At 39.4% G+C, this 24,104-nt stretch carries 14 protein-coding genes; 8 read left to right on the forward strand and 6 right to left on the reverse strand.

Going from position 1 to position 24,104, the window contains the following annotated elements:
- Positions 1–44 precede the first annotated feature (44 nt).
- Positions 45–2,837 carry a DNA methyltransferase gene (locus M0N77_RS12865; protein ID WP_353105657.1) on the reverse strand — a complete coding sequence of 931 codons (2,793 nt, stop codon included), beginning with the start codon at positions 2,835–2,837 and terminating at the stop codon, positions 45–47.
- Between the two features lie 428 nt (positions 2,838–3,265).
- Here M0N77_RS12865 and M0N77_RS12870 point away from each other — a divergent pair, with 428 nt between their 5' ends.
- Together M0N77_RS12870 and M0N77_RS12875 are read left to right on the forward strand one after the other, a co-directional pair.
- The gene (locus M0N77_RS12870; RefSeq protein WP_353105658.1) at positions 3,266–4,435 is read left to right on the forward strand and encodes a replication initiation protein; all 1,170 of its coding nucleotides are present in this window, start codon (positions 3,266–3,268) and stop codon (positions 4,433–4,435) included.
- Positions 4,436–4,956: 521 nt separating this feature from the next.
- The gene (locus M0N77_RS12875) at positions 4,957–5,484 is read left to right on the forward strand and encodes a hypothetical protein (protein ID WP_353105659.1); all 528 of its coding nucleotides are present in this window, start codon (positions 4,957–4,959) and stop codon (positions 5,482–5,484) included.
- A 76-nt stretch (positions 5,485–5,560) separates the two neighbouring features.
- Here the strand turns inward: M0N77_RS12875 and M0N77_RS12880 are convergent, their stop codons facing one another.
- The gene (locus M0N77_RS12880; protein WP_052024207.1) at positions 5,561–7,627 is read right to left on the reverse strand and encodes an alkyl/aryl-sulfatase; all 2,067 of its coding nucleotides are present in this window, start codon (positions 7,625–7,627) and stop codon (positions 5,561–5,563) included.
- A 482-nt stretch (positions 7,628–8,109) separates the two neighbouring features.
- Between M0N77_RS12880 and M0N77_RS12885 the strand changes: the two genes are divergently transcribed.
- Entirely contained in the window at positions 8,110–8,577 is a 468-nt protein-coding gene (locus M0N77_RS12885) for a hypothetical protein (protein ID WP_353105660.1), read from the forward strand.
- 723 nt (positions 8,578–9,300) lie between these two features.
- Positions 9,301–10,944 (forward strand): MobA/MobL family protein, encoded by a 1,644-nt coding sequence (locus M0N77_RS12890; RefSeq protein WP_353105661.1) that lies wholly within the window; start codon positions 9,301–9,303, stop codon positions 10,942–10,944.
- Between the two features lie 22 nt (positions 10,945–10,966).
- On the opposite strand, the gene M0N77_RS12895 is transcribed toward M0N77_RS12890, so the two are convergent.
- The gene (locus tag M0N77_RS12895) at positions 10,967–11,926 is read right to left on the reverse strand and encodes a DNA-binding protein (protein WP_353105662.1); all 960 of its coding nucleotides are present in this window, start codon (positions 11,924–11,926) and stop codon (positions 10,967–10,969) included.
- Positions 11,927–12,096: 170 nt separating this feature from the next.
- Positions 12,097–14,889 (reverse strand): DNA methyltransferase, encoded by a 2,793-nt coding sequence (locus tag M0N77_RS12900; RefSeq protein WP_353105657.1) that lies wholly within the window; start codon positions 14,887–14,889, stop codon positions 12,097–12,099.
- A gap of 428 nt (positions 14,890–15,317) precedes the next feature.
- On the opposite strand from M0N77_RS12900, the gene M0N77_RS12905 reads away from it, so the two are divergent.
- Both M0N77_RS12905 and M0N77_RS12910 read left to right on the forward strand, forming a co-directional pair.
- Positions 15,318–16,487 carry a replication initiation protein gene (locus tag M0N77_RS12905; protein WP_353105658.1) on the forward strand — a complete coding sequence of 390 codons (1,170 nt, stop codon included), beginning with the start codon at positions 15,318–15,320 and terminating at the stop codon, positions 16,485–16,487.
- A gap of 521 nt (positions 16,488–17,008) precedes the next feature.
- A complete protein-coding gene (locus tag M0N77_RS12910; protein WP_353105659.1) occupies positions 17,009–17,536 on the forward strand; it encodes a hypothetical protein in 528 nt (175 codons plus the stop codon).
- Positions 17,537–17,612: 76 nt separating this feature from the next.
- Here the strand turns inward: M0N77_RS12910 and M0N77_RS12915 are convergent, their stop codons facing one another.
- Positions 17,613–19,679, reverse strand: coding sequence for an alkyl/aryl-sulfatase (locus M0N77_RS12915; protein ID WP_052024207.1), 2,067 nt, complete (start codon positions 19,677–19,679; stop codon positions 17,613–17,615).
- A gap of 482 nt (positions 19,680–20,161) precedes the next feature.
- Between M0N77_RS12915 and M0N77_RS12920 the strand changes: the two genes are divergently transcribed.
- Together M0N77_RS12920 and M0N77_RS12925 are read left to right on the forward strand one after the other, a co-directional pair.
- Positions 20,162–20,629: a hypothetical protein gene (locus M0N77_RS12920; RefSeq protein ID WP_353105660.1), complete on the forward strand. Its 468-nt coding sequence runs from the start codon at positions 20,162–20,164 to the stop codon at positions 20,627–20,629.
- Between the two features lie 723 nt (positions 20,630–21,352).
- Positions 21,353–22,996, forward strand: a complete 1,644-nt coding sequence (locus tag M0N77_RS12925; RefSeq protein ID WP_353105661.1) for a MobA/MobL family protein — start codon at positions 21,353–21,355, stop codon at positions 22,994–22,996.
- A 22-nt stretch (positions 22,997–23,018) separates the two neighbouring features.
- Here M0N77_RS12925 and M0N77_RS12930 read toward each other — a convergent pair whose 3' ends face one another.
- Complete coding sequence (locus M0N77_RS12930) at positions 23,019–23,978, reverse strand: DNA-binding protein (RefSeq protein WP_353105662.1); 960 nt, start codon at positions 23,976–23,978, stop codon at positions 23,019–23,021.
- Positions 23,979–24,104 lie beyond the last annotated feature (126 nt).

The raw sequence follows: 24,104 nt of genomic DNA on the forward strand, positions 1-24,104 counted from the left end.
TAATTGATACAACTACATTATATTTTGGCCATTGTTAGAAAATATCAAATATCAGCAATTCTTTTGAGTAAGAACTCAACTCGACTGGCATCGTCGCCCTTACCCTTGTAGCCGTAAGCCTTATCTACTGCTTTATCAAGGGCATTATGAGCTTTGGTTAGCTCAGGATAGGGATCGATCATGTAAGTGTTATAAAGCTTAGCGAGCGTTGGTGCATTCTCACTAACTTCTTGGTAATGCTTACGAGCATCTAACACGCCTTGCGCTACTTTAGCTATATCTGACTTGGCTTCAATAGATTTTCTATCATCATCTTCTGCCATGAAAGGATAGGGGAAATTGTTATAAACGATAGTATTTGAATAACTATAGTCGCTTTTCATTCTCCCTGCTGTCAGACGCATAAAAGCATTGTGCATACTGCTTGATAAAACACCAAAGTGATAAAGCCTTCCGCCTAAAAGGACATACAGTTTATCACCTGCTACTTCTCCATCTAAAAAACCAATAGGTATGAATTTTCTATTTTCTGAGGATACTCTAGGCAACCCAATATAAGGCTCATCTACATAACGTCGCTCATCAAATAGATGGGGAGTGTCAGCTTTCTTAACTGTAGCCGCTTTGCTGCTTAAAAGCCTTGTGTTTTTAACATTTTCAATTCTTTGCCTAACTAAAGGCATTTTCTCTAAATCTTTATTGAGCTGTAGAGGATCGCAATCATCAAACCAAAGACACCAACGTTTTATATTGTTGAGAAATTCATTACCCATCATATAACGCTTTATATATTTCTTAGCAGTCGGCTCTATTTCTATTAACTCTTTAAATTCATCGTCTGATAGCAGCAAGTTTCCACCGTCCGTAGGCTGATTGCCACGTGACATTTCTAATTCATTAGAAACTTGCTTTTTAGCTCTATCGAAGAAAATTAATTCACCATCAATTAAATAGCCATTGATAGTTTTCGCTTTGTTTGGCTTGGGTTCACCTGCAATATCACTATAACTAAAGATCGTTTTTTCTTTGCGTTCGTTCGTACCATAGCCAACGATGATGCAATGTACAGCTGCTACACCTTTACCCTCATTCGTCCACTTAAAGGTATGATGGGCAAAATTAATATGTCCCTCACAATCTTTAAGGAGGTATTGCCACAATATGGCTACATGCTCACCTTGAACGATAGAGTTAGTAGATACAAAAGCTGTTTCGATTTGATGTTTAGGCTTAGTTACTGACTGCATATAGTGCATAGCTTTGATGTACCACCCTGCAACATAATCTAATGACTTATGTTTTTTCACACTACTAGCAACATGAGCCAAATCTGCTTTCTGCTCTTTACTTTGATAGGTATAACCAATGAAAGGCGGATTGCCCATCACAAAATCACACTCATTGGCCGCTAGAACGTCCTCCCAGTCAATTTGTAGGGCATTACCCTCTGTAATGTGTGGACTGTATACGATAGGCGTTGTAGGGCGTGTCGTACCAAAACGTTCGGCAGTGGCTTGGTTCAGCTGATGGTCAGTGATCCACATAGCTACCCTTGCGATATGGGCTGCATGAGGTTCAATCTCGATGCCATAAAACTGCTCAACCGTGACTTGACACATACTACTAATATCAAGCAGACCTCTTTGATCACCATAAATCTGTGCAATCAGCTGATTTTCTAGCAGTCGCAACTCACGGTAAGCAATGATTAGGAAGTTGCCACAGCCACAAGCAGGATCAAAGAATTTTAATGTAGGTAGTTTTTCATAGAGTTTTATGGCTCTAGGCTTGTCTTTAGCGCACTTTGAAAACTCATCACGCAGCTCTTGTAAGAATAAGGAGTTGATGACCTTTAAAATATTCTTTTCACTGGTGTAATGAGCGCCAAACTCACGACGTTTATCGTCGCTGTCGGCTGTGTCGTCTATATCGAGTACGCTTTGGAACATTGAGCCAAAAATAGCAGGGCTAATTTCGCTCCAATCAAGGTTATTGCATTGAACGACTAGGTTATAGAGGTTTTCATCAAAGTAAGGGATACGGATTGACTGAGAGAACAGATCACCGTTGATATAAGCAAATGCAGCATAACTTTCAGGAAGGCGACTTGAGCGGTCTTTAGTGTTTAAAGTATCAAACAGCGTGGTAAATACCTCGTTGAGGTTGCTGCCGTCATTTCTTGCCTCATTCGTGAGTAACCCATCTAACAGGTTTTTTTGTCCAAAAATGCCGGTGTCATCGGCAAAGAAACAAAAGATCAGGCGAGTTAAGAATAGTGCTAATTCATCGGCATTAACCCCATCGGAGATAAAAGCCTGATGCAGCTTAGCAACCATTTCAGTAGCTTGACGGTTAATCGGGTTTTCTTCAACGATCTCAGCCATTGCCGCATTTGGTGCTAAGAAATCCAACCATTCAGCATTTTTAGGGAGATCAGCAAGCGGACATTTATATTCTTTGATGTTTAGAGGATTTTCGATATCGAATAGCCATAGCTCATCAAAATTAGACAGTACGATATATCTTGGTTTATCTGCTGTGCTTAGGCGTTCATAGTATTTACTGACTTGGTTATAGGCTTTATTGAGATCAATACCACGACTTTTTTGCTCAATCATTACCAGTTTAGGAATAAAAGCATCTACATATTTTTGTGATTTATCATCTTTTAAGCGATGTTCAAATGCTTTTGACTGTACTTGACCAGATACACCATAAGCGTTAAATATCTGTGTCCAAAAGTTCTGACTTTGACCTCTTTCATATCCCTCAGCGTCTTTGTAGTCATGGATTATACGGTGTAACTGCTCACGAATATGCTGATAGTCTAAACTCATACTTTCTTACTACCTCAATAGATTATTTCCAATTTATTTACTGTTCCAATAATGAACGTATCTAATATACCGTAGTCTGTTCTTATAGTTATGTATATAACAAGCACTTCTACTTATTCATAGTTTTATCCCTATTATTTTCATTTATTAACAGCCAAAAATCTTTATTTATTTAATAAAGATTTAACAACTTTATAGGTTTTTCCGCATTCCGCTATAAGCCATACCATATATAGCTTATAGCTGATTTTTTTTTTCTATACTACGAAGTGTACGAACTGATAGTACGAAGGATAGGCAGCGTTTAGCCAAAATAGTACGAAGGATAGGCAGTGATAGTACGAATAAATCGCAGTATTGTAAGAAAAAAAACTTTCATTTTCTTACAATGCTGCTAGTATTACCTTAAATAGGATTTCGAGGTAGTTATGGATAGTCAGAAAACATACAGCATTGAGACCGAAAGAGTGCTAACTGACCGCGAAAGGTCTGAACTTATACTTCATATGCAAGAACTATACGGCTTAGATGCAATTATAGAAGTAAAAGAACCTGTCAAAGCCCCAGATTTTGATTTTGGGTATAAAGTAGTACCTATCCACCAAAATGAAGATAAAACGCCGCAGGTGGAAGATAAGAGCCTGTCAGACGGCAAGTTAGGCTATATTTATGGCGAAAATATGGTAGTCATGCAAAATCGTATGTTAAACGCTATTACTAATTTAGATACTAATGAGCGACGTTTAATGATGTATATGACGCACTTAGTAAGAAAGGCTGTAGATATAGACCCACAACAGCGTACATTTACAGTTAAAGCTACAGCTTTTGCTAAAGAGTACGGTAAAAGCAATCCTACAGGATATAAGACGCTAGAGAAAATAGCTGACAGCTTACTTGAAAAGGCATTTTGGTTCTGGGACTTCCAAGCTGATGATGAGAAATATAGACGTGGTTCATCATGGGTCGCAGAGTGCACGTATATTACAGGTCAAGGCAAGATTGAGTTGACGTTGACGGAAACTGTAACCCATATGCTTACAGTGTTTGATAAAAGCCATCCATTCACTAAGTATGAGCGTCAAAGCATCGTTAATTTAGGATCGTATGGTCTTCTATTGTTCGAATTAATCTCTAGTAACTTACACCTCGAAGGTAAAAAGAGAGCTTATACCGTCAAGTATTTGCGGAAGAAATTTAACTGCGAAGATAAATACAAAAGTATAAGTGATTTCAAGCAGTACGTATTGAAACCTGCTATTAAAGAAATCAAAGCTCAAACAACGTTAGATATATCCTTTACCCAAAATAAGGAAGGAAGGGAGATTACCGAGATAGTCTTTGCGTTTAAAGACAATGCTGCCAAGAACAAAGAAGTAGCTAAAATAGAGAAGAAAAGTCCATGCCTAAATCAAGCTCAAGCAAATTTGTTTGATTTCAAATTAGTAGCTGAACATGCGCTTGTGGGCGATATGCCTGTCAAAACTAATGAAGAAGCAAAAAGAATAATCAATCGAGAGTTACAGATGCCTGAGCACTATAAAAAATATTTACCATATCTTATTAAATATGGTTTTGTAGAGTCAGCAAAGTCATAAATCGATAATAACTTAGTCTTATAGCTTTAAGTGCTTAGGGCGTGTTGAACATTCGACCATGGCACTGACAGCGACTATTTTTTAGGCGATTCGATGTTAAAAATAATAAGTTTAGTCATTCTAAGCGCTTATTTTTAACGATGAAGCGGCAAAAAAGAGTCCTGTCCCTGTTGTTGTCGTGAGGGCTGATGCTAAAATTGCCCCATACTGCGTTACAAATCTCGCTAAGGCATCTGCATTATCGTCGCTTTGTGCCTTGTCTGGAACAATTTTAGCGATCAGCAGTGCCTATTTGCGAATGTTCAACACGCCCTAATAAAGAAAGCTGCACGATTCACCCTGAAAGTATCCTACACAAGTTTGCTAAGCAAGTCATTATGGAAGAGAAATATTTAACACTACCATCACTACCTGATGACGAAAATAGTGAAGATAAAACTTGGGAGTTTGATCAACTAATCGAAGAGCAAGCTGTTGGCTGTATTCGACCTGATATAGTCGCAACGGTTGACGGAGAAATGATGTTTATTGAAGTTGCTGTGACTTCTTTCATCGATACTGATAAAGCAGATTTTATTAAGCAATTAGGTATTAAGACCGTTGAGATCGATTTGAGAGAAATCCTCACACAAGGTATTGAGTTGCCAAGTGAGGAAGCCAAAGATTATATTCTAGACTGTGTCAGTAATAAGCAGTGGATATTTCCAGCACCGAAATCATTAACAATAGCCCCTACACCATCACCTGAGCCTCTTTATAATTGCCAGAGCAGTACTGATGAGAATAGCAACGGAAGCTTTGATAAAGGCTATACCATCTATCGCTTTACCGTCAACCATGCTTGGGTAGATGTCAGGGTCTTTAATTCAGGCATGATGTCTATCAAGTGTGTGACCTACAACCATGATGTCATTGAGATACTAAAGCAATGGCGTAACGAAGGCGGTGGTCAGTACAATCAAAAATATAAGTCATGGAATTACTTCAAACCATTTTCAGACACCGTCTTTCAACGACTACAAGAAATGGATAGTTCACCCAAGCAATGAGATAATAAAATATATATAACTATTAAGGCCTTGCTGTTAGCAAGGCCTTAATAGTTATAGTCGAAAACAAGCTGCCTTACTCATCTGGCAACACTATACCAAATGAAGAATTAGGCTTCTCAAACAATCTAAAGAAGCCTATCAAGCCAAGTGGATTACCGTCAACCTTAGACTCTTTAGATAACAACATACCTTTAAAATCTGTTTCACCTACTAATAAATCGACAAACATAGCATGAGGTAAATTCAACGTAGCATTAACCTTCTCTTCTACTGGCTTAGAATCATCAACTAAACGATGATGGAGCACTGAGTTCTCAATCCATAAGAGATGGCTTTCATTTAGATCCGTAAAATTAATCACTATCTTAGTGTCTTTATTAGCTGCATCTTCTGATTTTAAACGCACAGCTAAAGTATCGAAAAAGTTAGAGACTGGCGTTTGTAATAATAGGTCTTTAGTAGCGGCAAGATTCACGCTGGTGTTGGATGTTCCTTGACGTAACTCTAAAGCACCGGTCAAATAAACATCACGCCACGGTCCTGATTCCGCTTGATAGCCTAATTGATCATAGCTACGCGCTAGCAGCTCGCGCGCTACTATGTTTTTGGGTTCAACCGATACCAAATGATTCAATAGCTCAGCGGCCCAGCGATAGTTATCCTCATCAAAGGCTTTTTGCGCTTTTAATAATACATTATTACTACCACCAGCTAGATCGACGTAAGCGGTAGCACGTTGTGGATCAGGTAACGGATCTAAATGGGCAGGATTACCATCGTACCATCCTAAATAACCTTGGTAGACAGCACGTGCATTATGTTTTACTGTGCCATAATACTCGCGATTATAGAATTCCTGCGACAAACTAGTAGGCAAAGTAATATCTTCAGCGATCTCGCCTGGTGTCATACCTTTATTCATACGGCGCACGCTCTGATCGTGAATAAATTTATAAGTATCGCGCTGTTGCTTTAAGAATTTCTGAATATTGTCTTGCCCCCACATAGGCCAATGATGACTACCGAAATAGATATCGGCATCACCAAATATATTACGCGCCTCTTCTATATAACCGCTCCATTTCAAAGCATCACGTACCTTTGCACCGCGTAGCGTATACAGATTATGCATATTTCGTGACACCAATTCTGCACCGCCAAAAGCCTTGTATTCTGGTAGATAGAAGGTTAGTTCTGCTGGAGCTTCTGACTCAGGCGTGTACTGAAACTCGAACTTGACGCCATCTATATTTAGTTTAGTAGGAGTGCGATCAATTAATACCGTAGGCTTGGTAATACTGACCTCTCCAAAAGCTGGGCTCTTTCCTAAGCCAGTATCGATATGACCGAATTCATCACGCGCCAAGTCTTTGCCGTACATGTAAACGGCGCGGCGTAGCATAGCATTACCAGCAATGATATTTTCGCTGGTCGCTTCTTCTATAAACCCAGCAGGTGCAATAATTGGAATTTTCTTACGCTCAATATCTTGCTGACTAACAATGCCTAATACTCCGCCGAAGTGATCAACATGACTATGCGTAAATAAAATAGCACTGACGTTGGTTGTATTCGGATAGCGCTTAGCTAGATGCTGCATAGCGAAGTCATAAGCATAGCGCGCGGTTTCTTTTGAGGTCATCGTATCAATAATAATCCAGCCACTATCGCCTTTGATTAACGTCATGTTAGATAAATCAAAACCGCGAACTTGATAAATACCTGGTGTTACCTCGAATAGTCCTTGAATATTATTGAGCTGAGCTTGTCGCCACAGGCTAGGATTGACTGTAGCAGGAGCCTCACCTTCTATAAAATCATAAGCACTCATATTCCAGACGTTCTTCGAGGCGTCTTTAGAGGATGGGATTTTCAAATCTTTAGGACTGGCGATAAGTCCGCGACGCGCGTCTGTGAAATCTTGCTGATCGTTAAGGTTTAATTGTTTGGCGACCTGACTATTAGCTTTGATGGTAGCGGTCGTAGGGGCGCGATTATCACCGCTTACACTAGTCACTGTTCCTGTACGCGCAGGTGCTGAGCTACAAGCTATTAGTAGCATACTGCTACAAAGTAATAACAACTCTTTTGAATGACGAAGATTATTAACTGTGTTTTTTTTATGGCTGATTATTACCATAATAAATTCCTTTTATGAATGGCAGGTTAAAATTAATTACGATCATTTAGGCCGTGTTGAACATTGGCGACAAATTAATGGAAAAAAAAATAGCGAACGGTTAGGGCGTGTTGAACATTCACAAATGCGCACTGCTGATAGCTACTAGTTTATCAAAGCTGTGTTCTAGTCGTCGTTAAAATTGCAGATAATGCTTATTGCATTGGTTAGCTGATTTTATTTAAACAGTCACAACGACTAGGGCGATTTTAGCATCAGCCCTCACGACAACAACAGGGACAGGACTCTTTTTTGCCGCTTTATTGATAAAAATAGACGCTTAGAACGACTAAACTTACCATTTTTATCTGCAAATCGCCTAAAAAATAGTCTCTGTCAGTGACATGGTCGAATGTTCAACACGCCCTAGTAATTAACATTATTAATGCAATAAATTTTATAATGTAATTTTATTTGAAAGATAATTACTTAGAGGCAAAAACATGAAAAAAATACTTACTGCAGTGCTACTCTCTTCATTGCCTGTGTTCGCTTCAGCTAATTGGGACTATAAGACTAAACCAGTGGGCGACTCCGGCTACTTATCGAATATAGGTACTACAGTATCAGATGCAGATAGTTATGTAATGGCTGTTAGTAAGCTCGCGAATATTGATGATAGTTATGGTGTCGAGTTTAAATTCCCAGCTAAAGCTAAGCTTTTTAGGTGTATTACTTCATTTTGCAAATTGACTGTCACGCCCAAAGGGAAGAAACCAGTCGAATTCACCATCACAGGTAGAAGAGAAGAGACTAATATTTATGATGTTACTGATAGTATTCAAGCTCAAAAGTTAGCCAATATTCTTGCAAAGAATAAAGTGGTAACTATCAAAACGTCAATCAAGGGAGCTGATAAAACTGTAAAATATACTCAAGAACCAATACTTGATCTAAAAAAACTAAAGTAGTTTATTTGTTTGTTCATATCTAGAAACATTGGTTAGTTGAATTTATGGTCGACTAACCAAACTTCCATAATAAATCGATAATTTGAGTTTTTTATTCTTTATTAGAGCCAGTATTACTGTTATTTGAGTTTTCTAGTGCAGAATTTGAGTGTTCAGTCCGCTCAGGTCAAAATTACAGTTTTATAACAAATCAATAATTTGAGTTTTTTGTTCAAAATTAGAGCCTAAATCATCAAAATTTGAGTTTCTTGTTCCAGTATTCGAGTTTTTAGCCTAATCCATTGATTACACACCAAAGCCTAATAGCCCTCTGCTAAGAGCGCGGTTACGAGAAGCTGTATATACTTACACTACGTTCCATTATATACAGCTTCTCATAAACCACGTTGGGGACACCCCAAACCCCAAAAAAACTAGATGCTAAGGTCTACAATACATATATGTGTTAGTCCGGTATTGTTCTCTCATGCATGCATCATATTGACCCCTAGTAATACCCTCGCCCATATCGTCAGATGGATGTGGTTTGACCGGCATGTTCTGTAATCTTTCATAAGTCAGACCCGCCAATATTAGTATTACTATACCTATTAACGGCCATAACAAATGGCTTTCCTCTAACCATTTATATATTAATTGAGATAAAGAGAAAAATAGCAGTAAACCTACACCATAAACTATTTCCATATTAGTTTTTCCAAATGATTAATGCATAAGTATAGTTTGAAAATCATTAAAAACATCATTTTTATTTATCAAAATAGGCTATTAATTATGGCTATATTCCGAGCAGAAACCAAGCACATAAGCAGAGGAAAAGGACACAATGTTGTCGCAGCAGCAGCCTATCGTGCTGCCGAAAAACTGACCGATACTAACAAACTAAACCCTAATGCTACTACTCACGACTATACGAATAAAAAGGGTGTAGTGGCTAAAAATATCGTTTTGCCGACAGCCTTAAGTAATGAGAACTTTTCGATCAGTAGGCAAGAGCTATGGAGCAGTGTCGAAGAACACGCGACCACGACTAGAAGTGTCAAAGGTAGTCGCCTAAAAAAATCCGCTAGGTTGGCTAGAGAATGGTTACTTGCATTGCCTAGCGAGCTGTCAGATGACGAAAACGAGCAATTAACAGTAGAGTTCACACAGCACTTAGCTGATGAGCTAGGGGTGATCGGTGATTATTGCATTCATAAACCGACCATAGAAAACTACCAAACTATGAAAGACCGTATCGAAACATATAATCTTGATACAAAAGAACTCGAAGTAACAGAAGTATATGACCTAGAGCCAACTATAGAACCTGATAAGCGCAATATTCATGCTCATATTATGTTTACCACCCGTCAAGCCGAACTGACTAAGGACGGTAAGCTGTCATTTGGTGAGAAGGTACATACTGAAAAGTCGGATCGTTGGCGACGAAGCAAAAACATGGGTGATGGTGCTGAGTATATTAAAAACGTACGTGAATTATGGGCAAACATGGTTAATAAACGACTAGCACAGCATGATATAGCACCTATCAGCCACAAATCATATAAAGATTTAGGTCTTGATATCCAACCGCAGCACAAGCAAGGGAAAAATGCCTCAGTCTTTGCTGCATATGGCTTTACATCAAGAGTGAAAGGAATAAACAATGGATACGAAGAAAGTAATAGAGCAGCCATTAAGTCAGCATCAGATAGCTGTATTACTCTCAGCAATGAAGCAACAAACAGAGCTACTAGAGCAGGGAACGACGCAAATGCAGCAGCAGACAGAACAGCTACAGCAGTACGAGGAGCTGATGATTGGCTATCAAGAGCAGCTCCAACACCTTTTGACAGAAAACGAGGAGCTGAAAAGCTTGACGAGCAAACAGGAATCTTTGATCGATTTGCAGAACGAGAAGATAAAATCACTGTTAGACGACATGGAGAGCTAATAGAGCAAGCGATACAGAATTATTGGGATGCCCAAGAATGGAAGCCCTACATACAAAAAAGCGACTGGTCAGGTGGTGGCATGGAAACAAACCCTAAACCCGACCCGAGCGATACTTTCAATCCTCGGCAGATGAATGTGATCAAAAACATCAGCGAACACCTTGAAGGCGTGGATAATGATAGTCGCCTAAATGATAGGTTATTACGTGAAAGCCTTGGACAGTATAGTAATGCGCGTATTTTAACGCTATTGACCAACCCTACGAAAGAGCATCTACAATATGAACAAGATAAGAAGAACCTTACTGAGGTTGTCGCTATTAGTAATCCACCTTTAGATACCACACAAGAGGAAGAGTCGGTAGTCGATCATGAGGAAAGTAAACTAGCACCACTCACCCCACGTAATACGTACAGACCGAGCTTGTAAGCCTAACCTAGAGTACCCTCGCTTAATCAGCACCCTGATTGTTATTTTGGTTTTTAGAGGTAGCTAATTCGCTTTCAGTCTTTTCGAGTTCTGCTGTCACTTGTTCCTGCTCTGATAGGTAATTGTTTGATAACTCACTATACTTCTCATTTAATACTCTGTGTTCCACTTCAAGCTTAGCTTGTGTTTGAGTCAGTTGATCACTCTGTTCTGATAGCTTGTTACGCTCAGCAGTTATAGCCTTTAGCTCCCCTTTAACTTCTGCGGTCTTAGTCTGTATCTCATTGCGCTCAGCGGTTACTGTCTTTAACTCAGTCTTAGTATTTGCAAGCTCTGACTTCAAGCGCTCAATCTCTGCTTTATTACTGTCAGCTATAGTCTCAAGTTTAGTCACCTTAGATAAGTTAGCAGCCAAGTCTGCCGATGTCTTATCTAGTGCGCTGCGAACCTCTGCAAGCTGTGTCTGCGCGGTATCCGCTTTAATACGTTCAAGCTCTAGCTGATGCTCAGTAGCGTCTAACGTCTTTTTAAATGTGTCACGTTCAGCTTCGGTCTTCTCTAACTTTGTAGCTGCCGTCTCTGCTGTCGCCGTCACCTCGTCAAGTTGCCCTAATAAATCAGATTGTTCACTCTCTAGCGTCTTAACCGCTTCTTGCGCCTCGTCCGTTTCAGCTTGCGCTTTAACCTTGATTGCCTCTAAAGCCTCACGCTCTTTGACTAATCGATCATTGGCGATATCAATGGCCGTCTGCCACATATCCGCACCAAGCGCTTGTAAGCGCTCAGTGATGCCGCTTGGCAAGTCCACCTGTCTTAGCTGTTCTTCCTCTCTATTATCCTGTCGCCATGATTTCATAGCCTCACTGATAGTCGTAAACGAACCACCGCCTAGCGCTTTACGCACTTCTGCTAGAGTCGGCTTAATGCCTTGATCTTGTAACTGGTCAGCGATTGCATGAATCTGCTGAATATTGATCGCCATGACGGTCATCCTTTATTTTGTATGGTTAGATATGTATCTTTTGTATTGTATGTATGTAGTATAATACAATATACAACATATTACAAGGTACAATATAAAAAAACCCCAAGATATCTTGAGGTGATTTAATTGATACAACTACATTATATTTTGGCCATTGTTAGAAAATATCAAATATCAGCAATTCTTTTGAGTAAGAACTCAACTCGACTGGCATCGTCGCCCTTACCCTTGTAGCCGTAAGCCTTATCTACTGCTTTATCAAGGGCATTATGAGCTTTGGTTAGCTCAGGATAGGGATCGATCATGTAAGTGTTATAAAGCTTAGCGAGCGTTGGTGCATTCTCACTAACTTCTTGGTAATGCTTACGAGCATCTAACACGCCTTGCGCTACTTTAGCTATATCTGACTTGGCTTCAATAGATTTTCTATCATCATCTTCTGCCATGAAAGGATAGGGGAAATTGTTATAAACGATAGTATTTGAATAACTATAGTCGCTTTTCATTCTCCCTGCTGTCAGACGCATAAAAGCATTGTGCATACTGCTTGATAAAACACCAAAGTGATAAAGCCTTCCGCCTAAAAGGACATACAGTTTATCACCTGCTACTTCTCCATCTAAAAAACCAATAGGTATGAATTTTCTATTTTCTGAGGATACTCTAGGCAACCCAATATAAGGCTCATCTACATAACGTCGCTCATCAAATAGATGGGGAGTGTCAGCTTTCTTAACTGTAGCCGCTTTGCTGCTTAAAAGCCTTGTGTTTTTAACATTTTCAATTCTTTGCCTAACTAAAGGCATTTTCTCTAAATCTTTATTGAGCTGTAGAGGATCGCAATCATCAAACCAAAGACACCAACGTTTTATATTGTTGAGAAATTCATTACCCATCATATAACGCTTTATATATTTCTTAGCAGTCGGCTCTATTTCTATTAACTCTTTAAATTCATCGTCTGATAGCAGCAAGTTTCCACCGTCCGTAGGCTGATTGCCACGTGACATTTCTAATTCATTAGAAACTTGCTTTTTAGCTCTATCGAAGAAAATTAATTCACCATCAATTAAATAGCCATTGATAGTTTTCGCTTTGTTTGGCTTGGGTTCACCTGCAATATCACTATAACTAAAGATCGTTTTTTCTTTGCGTTCGTTCGTACCATAGCCAACGATGATGCAATGTACAGCTGCTACACCTTTACCCTCATTCGTCCACTTAAAGGTATGATGGGCAAAATTAATATGTCCCTCACAATCTTTAAGGAGGTATTGCCACAATATGGCTACATGCTCACCTTGAACGATAGAGTTAGTAGATACAAAAGCTGTTTCGATTTGATGTTTAGGCTTAGTTACTGACTGCATATAGTGCATAGCTTTGATGTACCACCCTGCAACATAATCTAATGACTTATGTTTTTTCACACTACTAGCAACATGAGCCAAATCTGCTTTCTGCTCTTTACTTTGATAGGTATAACCAATGAAAGGCGGATTGCCCATCACAAAATCACACTCATTGGCCGCTAGAACGTCCTCCCAGTCAATTTGTAGGGCATTACCCTCTGTAATGTGTGGACTGTATACGATAGGCGTTGTAGGGCGTGTCGTACCAAAACGTTCGGCAGTGGCTTGGTTCAGCTGATGGTCAGTGATCCACATAGCTACCCTTGCGATATGGGCTGCATGAGGTTCAATCTCGATGCCATAAAACTGCTCAACCGTGACTTGACACATACTACTAATATCAAGCAGACCTCTTTGATCACCATAAATCTGTGCAATCAGCTGATTTTCTAGCAGTCGCAACTCACGGTAAGCAATGATTAGGAAGTTGCCACAGCCACAAGCAGGATCAAAGAATTTTAATGTAGGTAGTTTTTCATAGAGTTTTATGGCTCTAGGCTTGTCTTTAGCGCACTTTGAAAACTCATCACGCAGCTCTTGTAAGAATAAGGAGTTGATGACCTTTAAAATATTCTTTTCACTGGTGTAATGAGCGCCAAACTCACGACGTTTATCGTCGCTGTCGGCTGTGTCGTCTATATCGAGTACGCTTTGGAACATTGAGCCAAAAATAGCAGGGCTAATTTCGCTCCAATCAAGGTTATTGCATTGAACGACTAGGTTATAGAGGTTTTCATCAAAGTAAGGGATACGGATTGACTGAGAGAACAGATCACCGTTGATATAAGCAAATGCAGCATAACTTTCAGGAAGGCGACTTGAGCGGTCTTTAGTGTTTAAAGTATCAAACAGCGTGGTAAATACCTCGTTGAGGTTGCTGCCGTCATTTCTTGCCTCATTCGTGAGTAACCCATCTAACAGGTTTTTTTGTCCAAAAATGCCGGTGTCATCGGCAAAGAAACAAAAGATCAGGCGAGTTAAGAATAGTGCTAATTCATCGGCATTAACCCCATCGGAGATAAAAGCCTGATGCAGCTTAGCAACCATTTCAGTAGCTTGACGGTTAATCGGGTTTTCTTCAACGATCTCAGCCATTGCCGCATTTGGTGCTAAGAAATCCAACCATTCAGCATTTTTAGGGAGATCAGCAAGCGGACATTTATATTCTTTGATGTTTAGAGGATTTTCGATATCGAATAGCCATAGCTCATCAAAATTAGACAGTACGATATATCTTGGTTTATCTGCTGTGCTTAGGCGTTCATAGTATTTACTGACTTGGTTATAGGCTTTATTGAGATCAATACCACGACTTTTTTGCTCAATCATTACCAGTTTAGGAATAAAAGCATCTACATATTTTTGTGATTTATCATCTTTTAAGCGATGTTCAAATGCTTTTGACTGTACTTGACCAGATACACCATAAGCGTTAAATATCTGTGTCCAAAAGTTCTGACTTTGACCTCTTTCATATCCCTCAGCGTCTTTGTAGTCATGGATTATACGGTGTAACTGCTCACGAATATGCTGATAGTCTAAACTCATACTTTCTTACTACCTCAATAGATTATTTCCAATTTATTTACTGTTCCAATAATGAACGTATCTAATATACCGTAGTCTGTTCTTATAGTTATGTATATAACAAGCACTTCTACTTATTCATAGTTTTATCCCTATTATTTTCATTTATTAACAGCCAAAAATCTTTATTTATTTAATAAAGATTTAACAACTTTATAGGTTTTTCCGCATTCCGCTATAAGCCATACCATATATAGCTTATAGCTGATTTTTTTTTTCTATACTACGAAGTGTACGAACTGATAGTACGAAGGATAGGCAGCGTTTAGCCAAAATAGTACGAAGGATAGGCAGTGATAGTACGAATAAATCGCAGTATTGTAAGAAAAAAAACTTTCATTTTCTTACAATGCTGCTAGTATTACCTTAAATAGGATTTCGAGGTAGTTATGGATAGTCAGAAAACATACAGCATTGAGACCGAAAGAGTGCTAACTGACCGCGAAAGGTCTGAACTTATACTTCATATGCAAGAACTATACGGCTTAGATGCAATTATAGAAGTAAAAGAACCTGTCAAAGCCCCAGATTTTGATTTTGGGTATAAAGTAGTACCTATCCACCAAAATGAAGATAAAACGCCGCAGGTGGAAGATAAGAGCCTGTCAGACGGCAAGTTAGGCTATATTTATGGCGAAAATATGGTAGTCATGCAAAATCGTATGTTAAACGCTATTACTAATTTAGATACTAATGAGCGACGTTTAATGATGTATATGACGCACTTAGTAAGAAAGGCTGTAGATATAGACCCACAACAGCGTACATTTACAGTTAAAGCTACAGCTTTTGCTAAAGAGTACGGTAAAAGCAATCCTACAGGATATAAGACGCTAGAGAAAATAGCTGACAGCTTACTTGAAAAGGCATTTTGGTTCTGGGACTTCCAAGCTGATGATGAGAAATATAGACGTGGTTCATCATGGGTCGCAGAGTGCACGTATATTACAGGTCAAGGCAAGATTGAGTTGACGTTGACGGAAACTGTAACCCATATGCTTACAGTGTTTGATAAAAGCCATCCATTCACTAAGTATGAGCGTCAAAGCATCGTTAATTTAGGATCGTATGGTCTTCTATTGTTCGAATTAATCTCTAGTAACTTACACCTCGAAGGTAAAAAGAGAGCTTATACCGTCAAGTATTTGCGGAAGAAATTTAACTGCGAAGATAAATACAAAAGTATAAGTGATTTCAAGCAGTACGTATTGAAACCTGCTATTAAAGAAATCAAAGCTCAAACAACGTTAGATATATCCTTTACCCAAAATAAGGAAGGAAGGGAGATTACCGAGATAGTCTTTGCGTTTAAAGACAATGCTGCCAAGAACAAAGAAGTAGCTAAAATAGAGAAGAAAAGTCCATGCCTAAATCAAGCTCAAGCAAATTTGTTTGATTTCAAATTAGTAGCTGAACATGCGCTTGTGGGCGATATGCCTGTCAAAACTAATGAAGAAGCAAAAAGAATAATCAATCGAGAGTTACAGATGCCTGAGCACTATAAAAAATATTTACCATATCTTATTAAATATGGTTTTGTAGAGTCAGCAAAGTCATAAATCGATAATAACTTAGTCTTATAGCTTTAAGTGCTTAGGGCGTGTTGAACATTCGACCATGGCACTGACAGCGACTATTTTTTAGGCGATTCGATGTTAAAAATAATAAGTTTAGTCATTCTAAGCGCTTATTTTTAACGATGAAGCGGCAAAAAAGAGTCCTGTCCCTGTTGTTGTCGTGAGGGCTGATGCTAAAATTGCCCCATACTGCGTTACAAATCTCGCTAAGGCATCTGCATTATCGTCGCTTTGTGCCTTGTCTGGAACAATTTTAGCGATCAGCAGTGCCTATTTGCGAATGTTCAACACGCCCTAATAAAGAAAGCTGCACGATTCACCCTGAAAGTATCCTACACAAGTTTGCTAAGCAAGTCATTATGGAAGAGAAATATTTAACACTACCATCACTACCTGATGACGAAAATAGTGAAGATAAAACTTGGGAGTTTGATCAACTAATCGAAGAGCAAGCTGTTGGCTGTATTCGACCTGATATAGTCGCAACGGTTGACGGAGAAATGATGTTTATTGAAGTTGCTGTGACTTCTTTCATCGATACTGATAAAGCAGATTTTATTAAGCAATTAGGTATTAAGACCGTTGAGATCGATTTGAGAGAAATCCTCACACAAGGTATTGAGTTGCCAAGTGAGGAAGCCAAAGATTATATTCTAGACTGTGTCAGTAATAAGCAGTGGATATTTCCAGCACCGAAATCATTAACAATAGCCCCTACACCATCACCTGAGCCTCTTTATAATTGCCAGAGCAGTACTGATGAGAATAGCAACGGAAGCTTTGATAAAGGCTATACCATCTATCGCTTTACCGTCAACCATGCTTGGGTAGATGTCAGGGTCTTTAATTCAGGCATGATGTCTATCAAGTGTGTGACCTACAACCATGATGTCATTGAGATACTAAAGCAATGGCGTAACGAAGGCGGTGGTCAGTACAATCAAAAATATAAGTCATGGAATTACTTCAAACCATTTTCAGACACCGTCTTTCAACGACTACAAGAAATGGATAGTTCACCCAAGCAATGAGATAATAAAATATATATAACTATTAAGGCCTTGCTGTTAGCAAGGCCTTAATAGTTATAGTCGAAAACAAGCTGCCTTACTCATCTGGCAACACTATACCAAATGAAGAATTAGGCTTCTCAAACAATCTAAAGAAGCCTATCAAGCCAAGTGGATTACCGTCAACCTTAGACTCTTTAGATAACAACATACCTTTAAAATCTGTTTCACCTACTAATAAATCGACAAACATAGCATGAGGTAAATTCAACGTAGCATTAACCTTCTCTTCTACTGGCTTAGAATCATCAACTAAACGATGATGGAGCACTGAGTTCTCAATCCATAAGAGATGGCTTTCATTTAGATCCGTAAAATTAATCACTATCTTAGTGTCTTTATTAGCTGCATCTTCTGATTTTAAACGCACAGCTAAAGTATCGAAAAAGTTAGAGACTGGCGTTTGTAATAATAGGTCTTTAGTAGCGGCAAGATTCACGCTGGTGTTGGATGTTCCTTGACGTAACTCTAAAGCACCGGTCAAATAAACATCACGCCACGGTCCTGATTCCGCTTGATAGCCTAATTGATCATAGCTACGCGCTAGCAGCTCGCGCGCTACTATGTTTTTGGGTTCAACCGATACCAAATGATTCAATAGCTCAGCGGCCCAGCGATAGTTATCCTCATCAAAGGCTTTTTGCGCTTTTAATAATACATTATTACTACCACCAGCTAGATCGACGTAAGCGGTAGCACGTTGTGGATCAGGTAACGGATCTAAATGGGCAGGATTACCATCGTACCATCCTAAATAACCTTGGTAGACAGCACGTGCATTATGTTTTACTGTGCCATAATACTCGCGATTATAGAATTCCTGCGACAAACTAGTAGGCAAAGTAATATCTTCAGCGATCTCGCCTGGTGTCATACCTTTATTCATACGGCGCACGCTCTGATCGTGAATAAATTTATAAGTATCGCGCTGTTGCTTTAAGAATTTCTGAATATTGTCTTGCCCCCACATAGGCCAATGATGACTACCGAAATAGATATCGGCATCACCAAATATATTACGCGCCTCTTCTATATAACCGCTCCATTTCAAAGCATCACGTACCTTTGCACCGCGTAGCGTATACAGATTATGCATATTTCGTGACACCAATTCTGCACCGCCAAAAGCCTTGTATTCTGGTAGATAGAAGGTTAGTTCTGCTGGAGCTTCTGACTCAGGCGTGTACTGAAACTCGAACTTGACGCCATCTATATTTAGTTTAGTAGGAGTGCGATCAATTAATACCGTAGGCTTGGTAATACTGACCTCTCCAAAAGCTGGGCTCTTTCCTAAGCCAGTATCGATATGACCGAATTCATCACGCGCCAAGTCTTTGCCGTACATGTAAACGGCGCGGCGTAGCATAGCATTACCAGCAATGATATTTTCGCTGGTCGCTTCTTCTATAAACCCAGCAGGTGCAATAATTGGAATTTTCTTACGCTCAATATCTTGCTGACTAACAATGCCTAATACTCCGCCGAAGTGATCAACATGACTATGCGTAAATAAAATAGCACTGACGTTGGTTGTATTCGGATAGCGCTTAGCTAGATGCTGCATAGCGAAGTCATAAGCATAGCGCGCGGTTTCTTTTGAGGTCATCGTATCAATAATAATCCAGCCACTATCGCCTTTGATTAACGTCATGTTAGATAAATCAAAACCGCGAACTTGATAAATACCTGGTGTTACCTCGAATAGTCCTTGAATATTATTGAGCTGAGCTTGTCGCCACAGGCTAGGATTGACTGTAGCAGGAGCCTCACCTTCTATAAAATCATAAGCACTCATATTCCAGACGTTCTTCGAGGCGTCTTTAGAGGATGGGATTTTCAAATCTTTAGGACTGGCGATAAGTCCGCGACGCGCGTCTGTGAAATCTTGCTGATCGTTAAGGTTTAATTGTTTGGCGACCTGACTATTAGCTTTGATGGTAGCGGTCGTAGGGGCGCGATTATCACCGCTTACACTAGTCACTGTTCCTGTACGCGCAGGTGCTGAGCTACAAGCTATTAGTAGCATACTGCTACAAAGTAATAACAACTCTTTTGAATGACGAAGATTATTAACTGTGTTTTTTTTATGGCTGATTATTACCATAATAAATTCCTTTTATGAATGGCAGGTTAAAATTAATTACGATCATTTAGGCCGTGTTGAACATTGGCGACAAATTAATGGAAAAAAAAATAGCGAACGGTTAGGGCGTGTTGAACATTCACAAATGCGCACTGCTGATAGCTACTAGTTTATCAAAGCTGTGTTCTAGTCGTCGTTAAAATTGCAGATAATGCTTATTGCATTGGTTAGCTGATTTTATTTAAACAGTCACAACGACTAGGGCGATTTTAGCATCAGCCCTCACGACAACAACAGGGACAGGACTCTTTTTTGCCGCTTTATTGATAAAAATAGACGCTTAGAACGACTAAACTTACCATTTTTATCTGCAAATCGCCTAAAAAATAGTCTCTGTCAGTGACATGGTCGAATGTTCAACACGCCCTAGTAATTAACATTATTAATGCAATAAATTTTATAATGTAATTTTATTTGAAAGATAATTACTTAGAGGCAAAAACATGAAAAAAATACTTACTGCAGTGCTACTCTCTTCATTGCCTGTGTTCGCTTCAGCTAATTGGGACTATAAGACTAAACCAGTGGGCGACTCCGGCTACTTATCGAATATAGGTACTACAGTATCAGATGCAGATAGTTATGTAATGGCTGTTAGTAAGCTCGCGAATATTGATGATAGTTATGGTGTCGAGTTTAAATTCCCAGCTAAAGCTAAGCTTTTTAGGTGTATTACTTCATTTTGCAAATTGACTGTCACGCCCAAAGGGAAGAAACCAGTCGAATTCACCATCACAGGTAGAAGAGAAGAGACTAATATTTATGATGTTACTGATAGTATTCAAGCTCAAAAGTTAGCCAATATTCTTGCAAAGAATAAAGTGGTAACTATCAAAACGTCAATCAAGGGAGCTGATAAAACTGTAAAATATACTCAAGAACCAATACTTGATCTAAAAAAACTAAAGTAGTTTATTTGTTTGTTCATATCTAGAAACATTGGTTAGTTGAATTTATGGTCGACTAACCAAACTTCCATAATAAATCGATAATTTGAGTTTTTTATTCTTTATTAGAGCCAGTATTACTGTTATTTGAGTTTTCTAGTGCAGAATTTGAGTGTTCAGTCCGCTCAGGTCAAAATTACAGTTTTATAACAAATCAATAATTTGAGTTTTTTGTTCAAAATTAGAGCCTAAATCATCAAAATTTGAGTTTCTTGTTCCAGTATTCGAGTTTTTAGCCTAATCCATTGATTACACACCAAAGCCTAATAGCCCTCTGCTAAGAGCGCGGTTACGAGAAGCTGTATATACTTACACTACGTTCCATTATATACAGCTTCTCATAAACCACGTTGGGGACACCCCAAACCCCAAAAAAACTAGATGCTAAGGTCTACAATACATATATGTGTTAGTCCGGTATTGTTCTCTCATGCATGCATCATATTGACCCCTAGTAATACCCTCGCCCATATCGTCAGATGGATGTGGTTTGACCGGCATGTTCTGTAATCTTTCATAAGTCAGACCCGCCAATATTAGTATTACTATACCTATTAACGGCCATAACAAATGGCTTTCCTCTAACCATTTATATATTAATTGAGATAAAGAGAAAAATAGCAGTAAACCTACACCATAAACTATTTCCATATTAGTTTTTCCAAATGATTAATGCATAAGTATAGTTTGAAAATCATTAAAAACATCATTTTTATTTATCAAAATAGGCTATTAATTATGGCTATATTCCGAGCAGAAACCAAGCACATAAGCAGAGGAAAAGGACACAATGTTGTCGCAGCAGCAGCCTATCGTGCTGCCGAAAAACTGACCGATACTAACAAACTAAACCCTAATGCTACTACTCACGACTATACGAATAAAAAGGGTGTAGTGGCTAAAAATATCGTTTTGCCGACAGCCTTAAGTAATGAGAACTTTTCGATCAGTAGGCAAGAGCTATGGAGCAGTGTCGAAGAACACGCGACCACGACTAGAAGTGTCAAAGGTAGTCGCCTAAAAAAATCCGCTAGGTTGGCTAGAGAATGGTTACTTGCATTGCCTAGCGAGCTGTCAGATGACGAAAACGAGCAATTAACAGTAGAGTTCACACAGCACTTAGCTGATGAGCTAGGGGTGATCGGTGATTATTGCATTCATAAACCGACCATAGAAAACTACCAAACTATGAAAGACCGTATCGAAACATATAATCTTGATACAAAAGAACTCGAAGTAACAGAAGTATATGACCTAGAGCCAACTATAGAACCTGATAAGCGCAATATTCATGCTCATATTATGTTTACCACCCGTCAAGCCGAACTGACTAAGGACGGTAAGCTGTCATTTGGTGAGAAGGTACATACTGAAAAGTCGGATCGTTGGCGACGAAGCAAAAACATGGGTGATGGTGCTGAGTATATTAAAAACGTACGTGAATTATGGGCAAACATGGTTAATAAACGACTAGCACAGCATGATATAGCACCTATCAGCCACAAATCATATAAAGATTTAGGTCTTGATATCCAACCGCAGCACAAGCAAGGGAAAAATGCCTCAGTCTTTGCTGCATATGGCTTTACATCAAGAGTGAAAGGAATAAACAATGGATACGAAGAAAGTAATAGAGCAGCCATTAAGTCAGCATCAGATAGCTGTATTACTCTCAGCAATGAAGCAACAAACAGAGCTACTAGAGCAGGGAACGACGCAAATGCAGCAGCAGACAGAACAGCTACAGCAGTACGAGGAGCTGATGATTGGCTATCAAGAGCAGCTCCAACACCTTTTGACAGAAAACGAGGAGCTGAAAAGCTTGACGAGCAAACAGGAATCTTTGATCGATTTGCAGAACGAGAAGATAAAATCACTGTTAGACGACATGGAGAGCTAATAGAGCAAGCGATACAGAATTATTGGGATGCCCAAGAATGGAAGCCCTACATACAAAAAAGCGACTGGTCAGGTGGTGGCATGGAAACAAACCCTAAACCCGACCCGAGCGATACTTTCAATCCTCGGCAGATGAATGTGATCAAAAACATCAGCGAACACCTTGAAGGCGTGGATAATGATAGTCGCCTAAATGATAGGTTATTACGTGAAAGCCTTGGACAGTATAGTAATGCGCGTATTTTAACGCTATTGACCAACCCTACGAAAGAGCATCTACAATATGAACAAGATAAGAAGAACCTTACTGAGGTTGTCGCTATTAGTAATCCACCTTTAGATACCACACAAGAGGAAGAGTCGGTAGTCGATCATGAGGAAAGTAAACTAGCACCACTCACCCCACGTAATACGTACAGACCGAGCTTGTAAGCCTAACCTAGAGTACCCTCGCTTAATCAGCACCCTGATTGTTATTTTGGTTTTTAGAGGTAGCTAATTCGCTTTCAGTCTTTTCGAGTTCTGCTGTCACTTGTTCCTGCTCTGATAGGTAATTGTTTGATAACTCACTATACTTCTCATTTAATACTCTGTGTTCCACTTCAAGCTTAGCTTGTGTTTGAGTCAGTTGATCACTCTGTTCTGATAGCTTGTTACGCTCAGCAGTTATAGCCTTTAGCTCCCCTTTAACTTCTGCGGTCTTAGTCTGTATCTCATTGCGCTCAGCGGTTACTGTCTTTAACTCAGTCTTAGTATTTGCAAGCTCTGACTTCAAGCGCTCAATCTCTGCTTTATTACTGTCAGCTATAGTCTCAAGTTTAGTCACCTTAGATAAGTTAGCAGCCAAGTCTGCCGATGTCTTATCTAGTGCGCTGCGAACCTCTGCAAGCTGTGTCTGCGCGGTATCCGCTTTAATACGTTCAAGCTCTAGCTGATGCTCAGTAGCGTCTAACGTCTTTTTAAATGTGTCACGTTCAGCTTCGGTCTTCTCTAACTTTGTAGCTGCCGTCTCTGCTGTCGCCGTCACCTCGTCAAGTTGCCCTAATAAATCAGATTGTTCACTCTCTAGCGTCTTAACCGCTTCTTGCGCCTCGTCCGTTTCAGCTTGCGCTTTAACCTTGATTGCCTCTAAAGCCTCACGCTCTTTGACTAATCGATCATTGGCGATATCAATGGCCGTCTGCCACATATCCGCACCAAGCGCTTGTAAGCGCTCAGTGATGCCGCTTGGCAAGTCCACCTGTCTTAGCTGTTCTTCCTCTCTATTATCCTGTCGCCATGATTTCATAGCCTCACTGATAGTCGTAAACGAACCACCGCCTAGCGCTTTACGCACTTCTGCTAGAGTCGGCTTAATGCCTTGATCTTGTAACTGGTCAGCGATTGCATGAATCTGCTGAATATTGATCGCCATGACGGTCATCCTTTATTTTGTATGGTTAGATATGTATCTTTTGTATTGTATGTATGTAGTATAATACAATATACAACATATTACAAGGTACAATATAAAAAAACCCCAAGATATCTTGAGGTGATT

This window comes from Psychrobacter sp. AH5, assembly GCF_040371085.1.
Lineage (GTDB): Bacteria > Pseudomonadota > Gammaproteobacteria > Pseudomonadales > Moraxellaceae > Psychrobacter.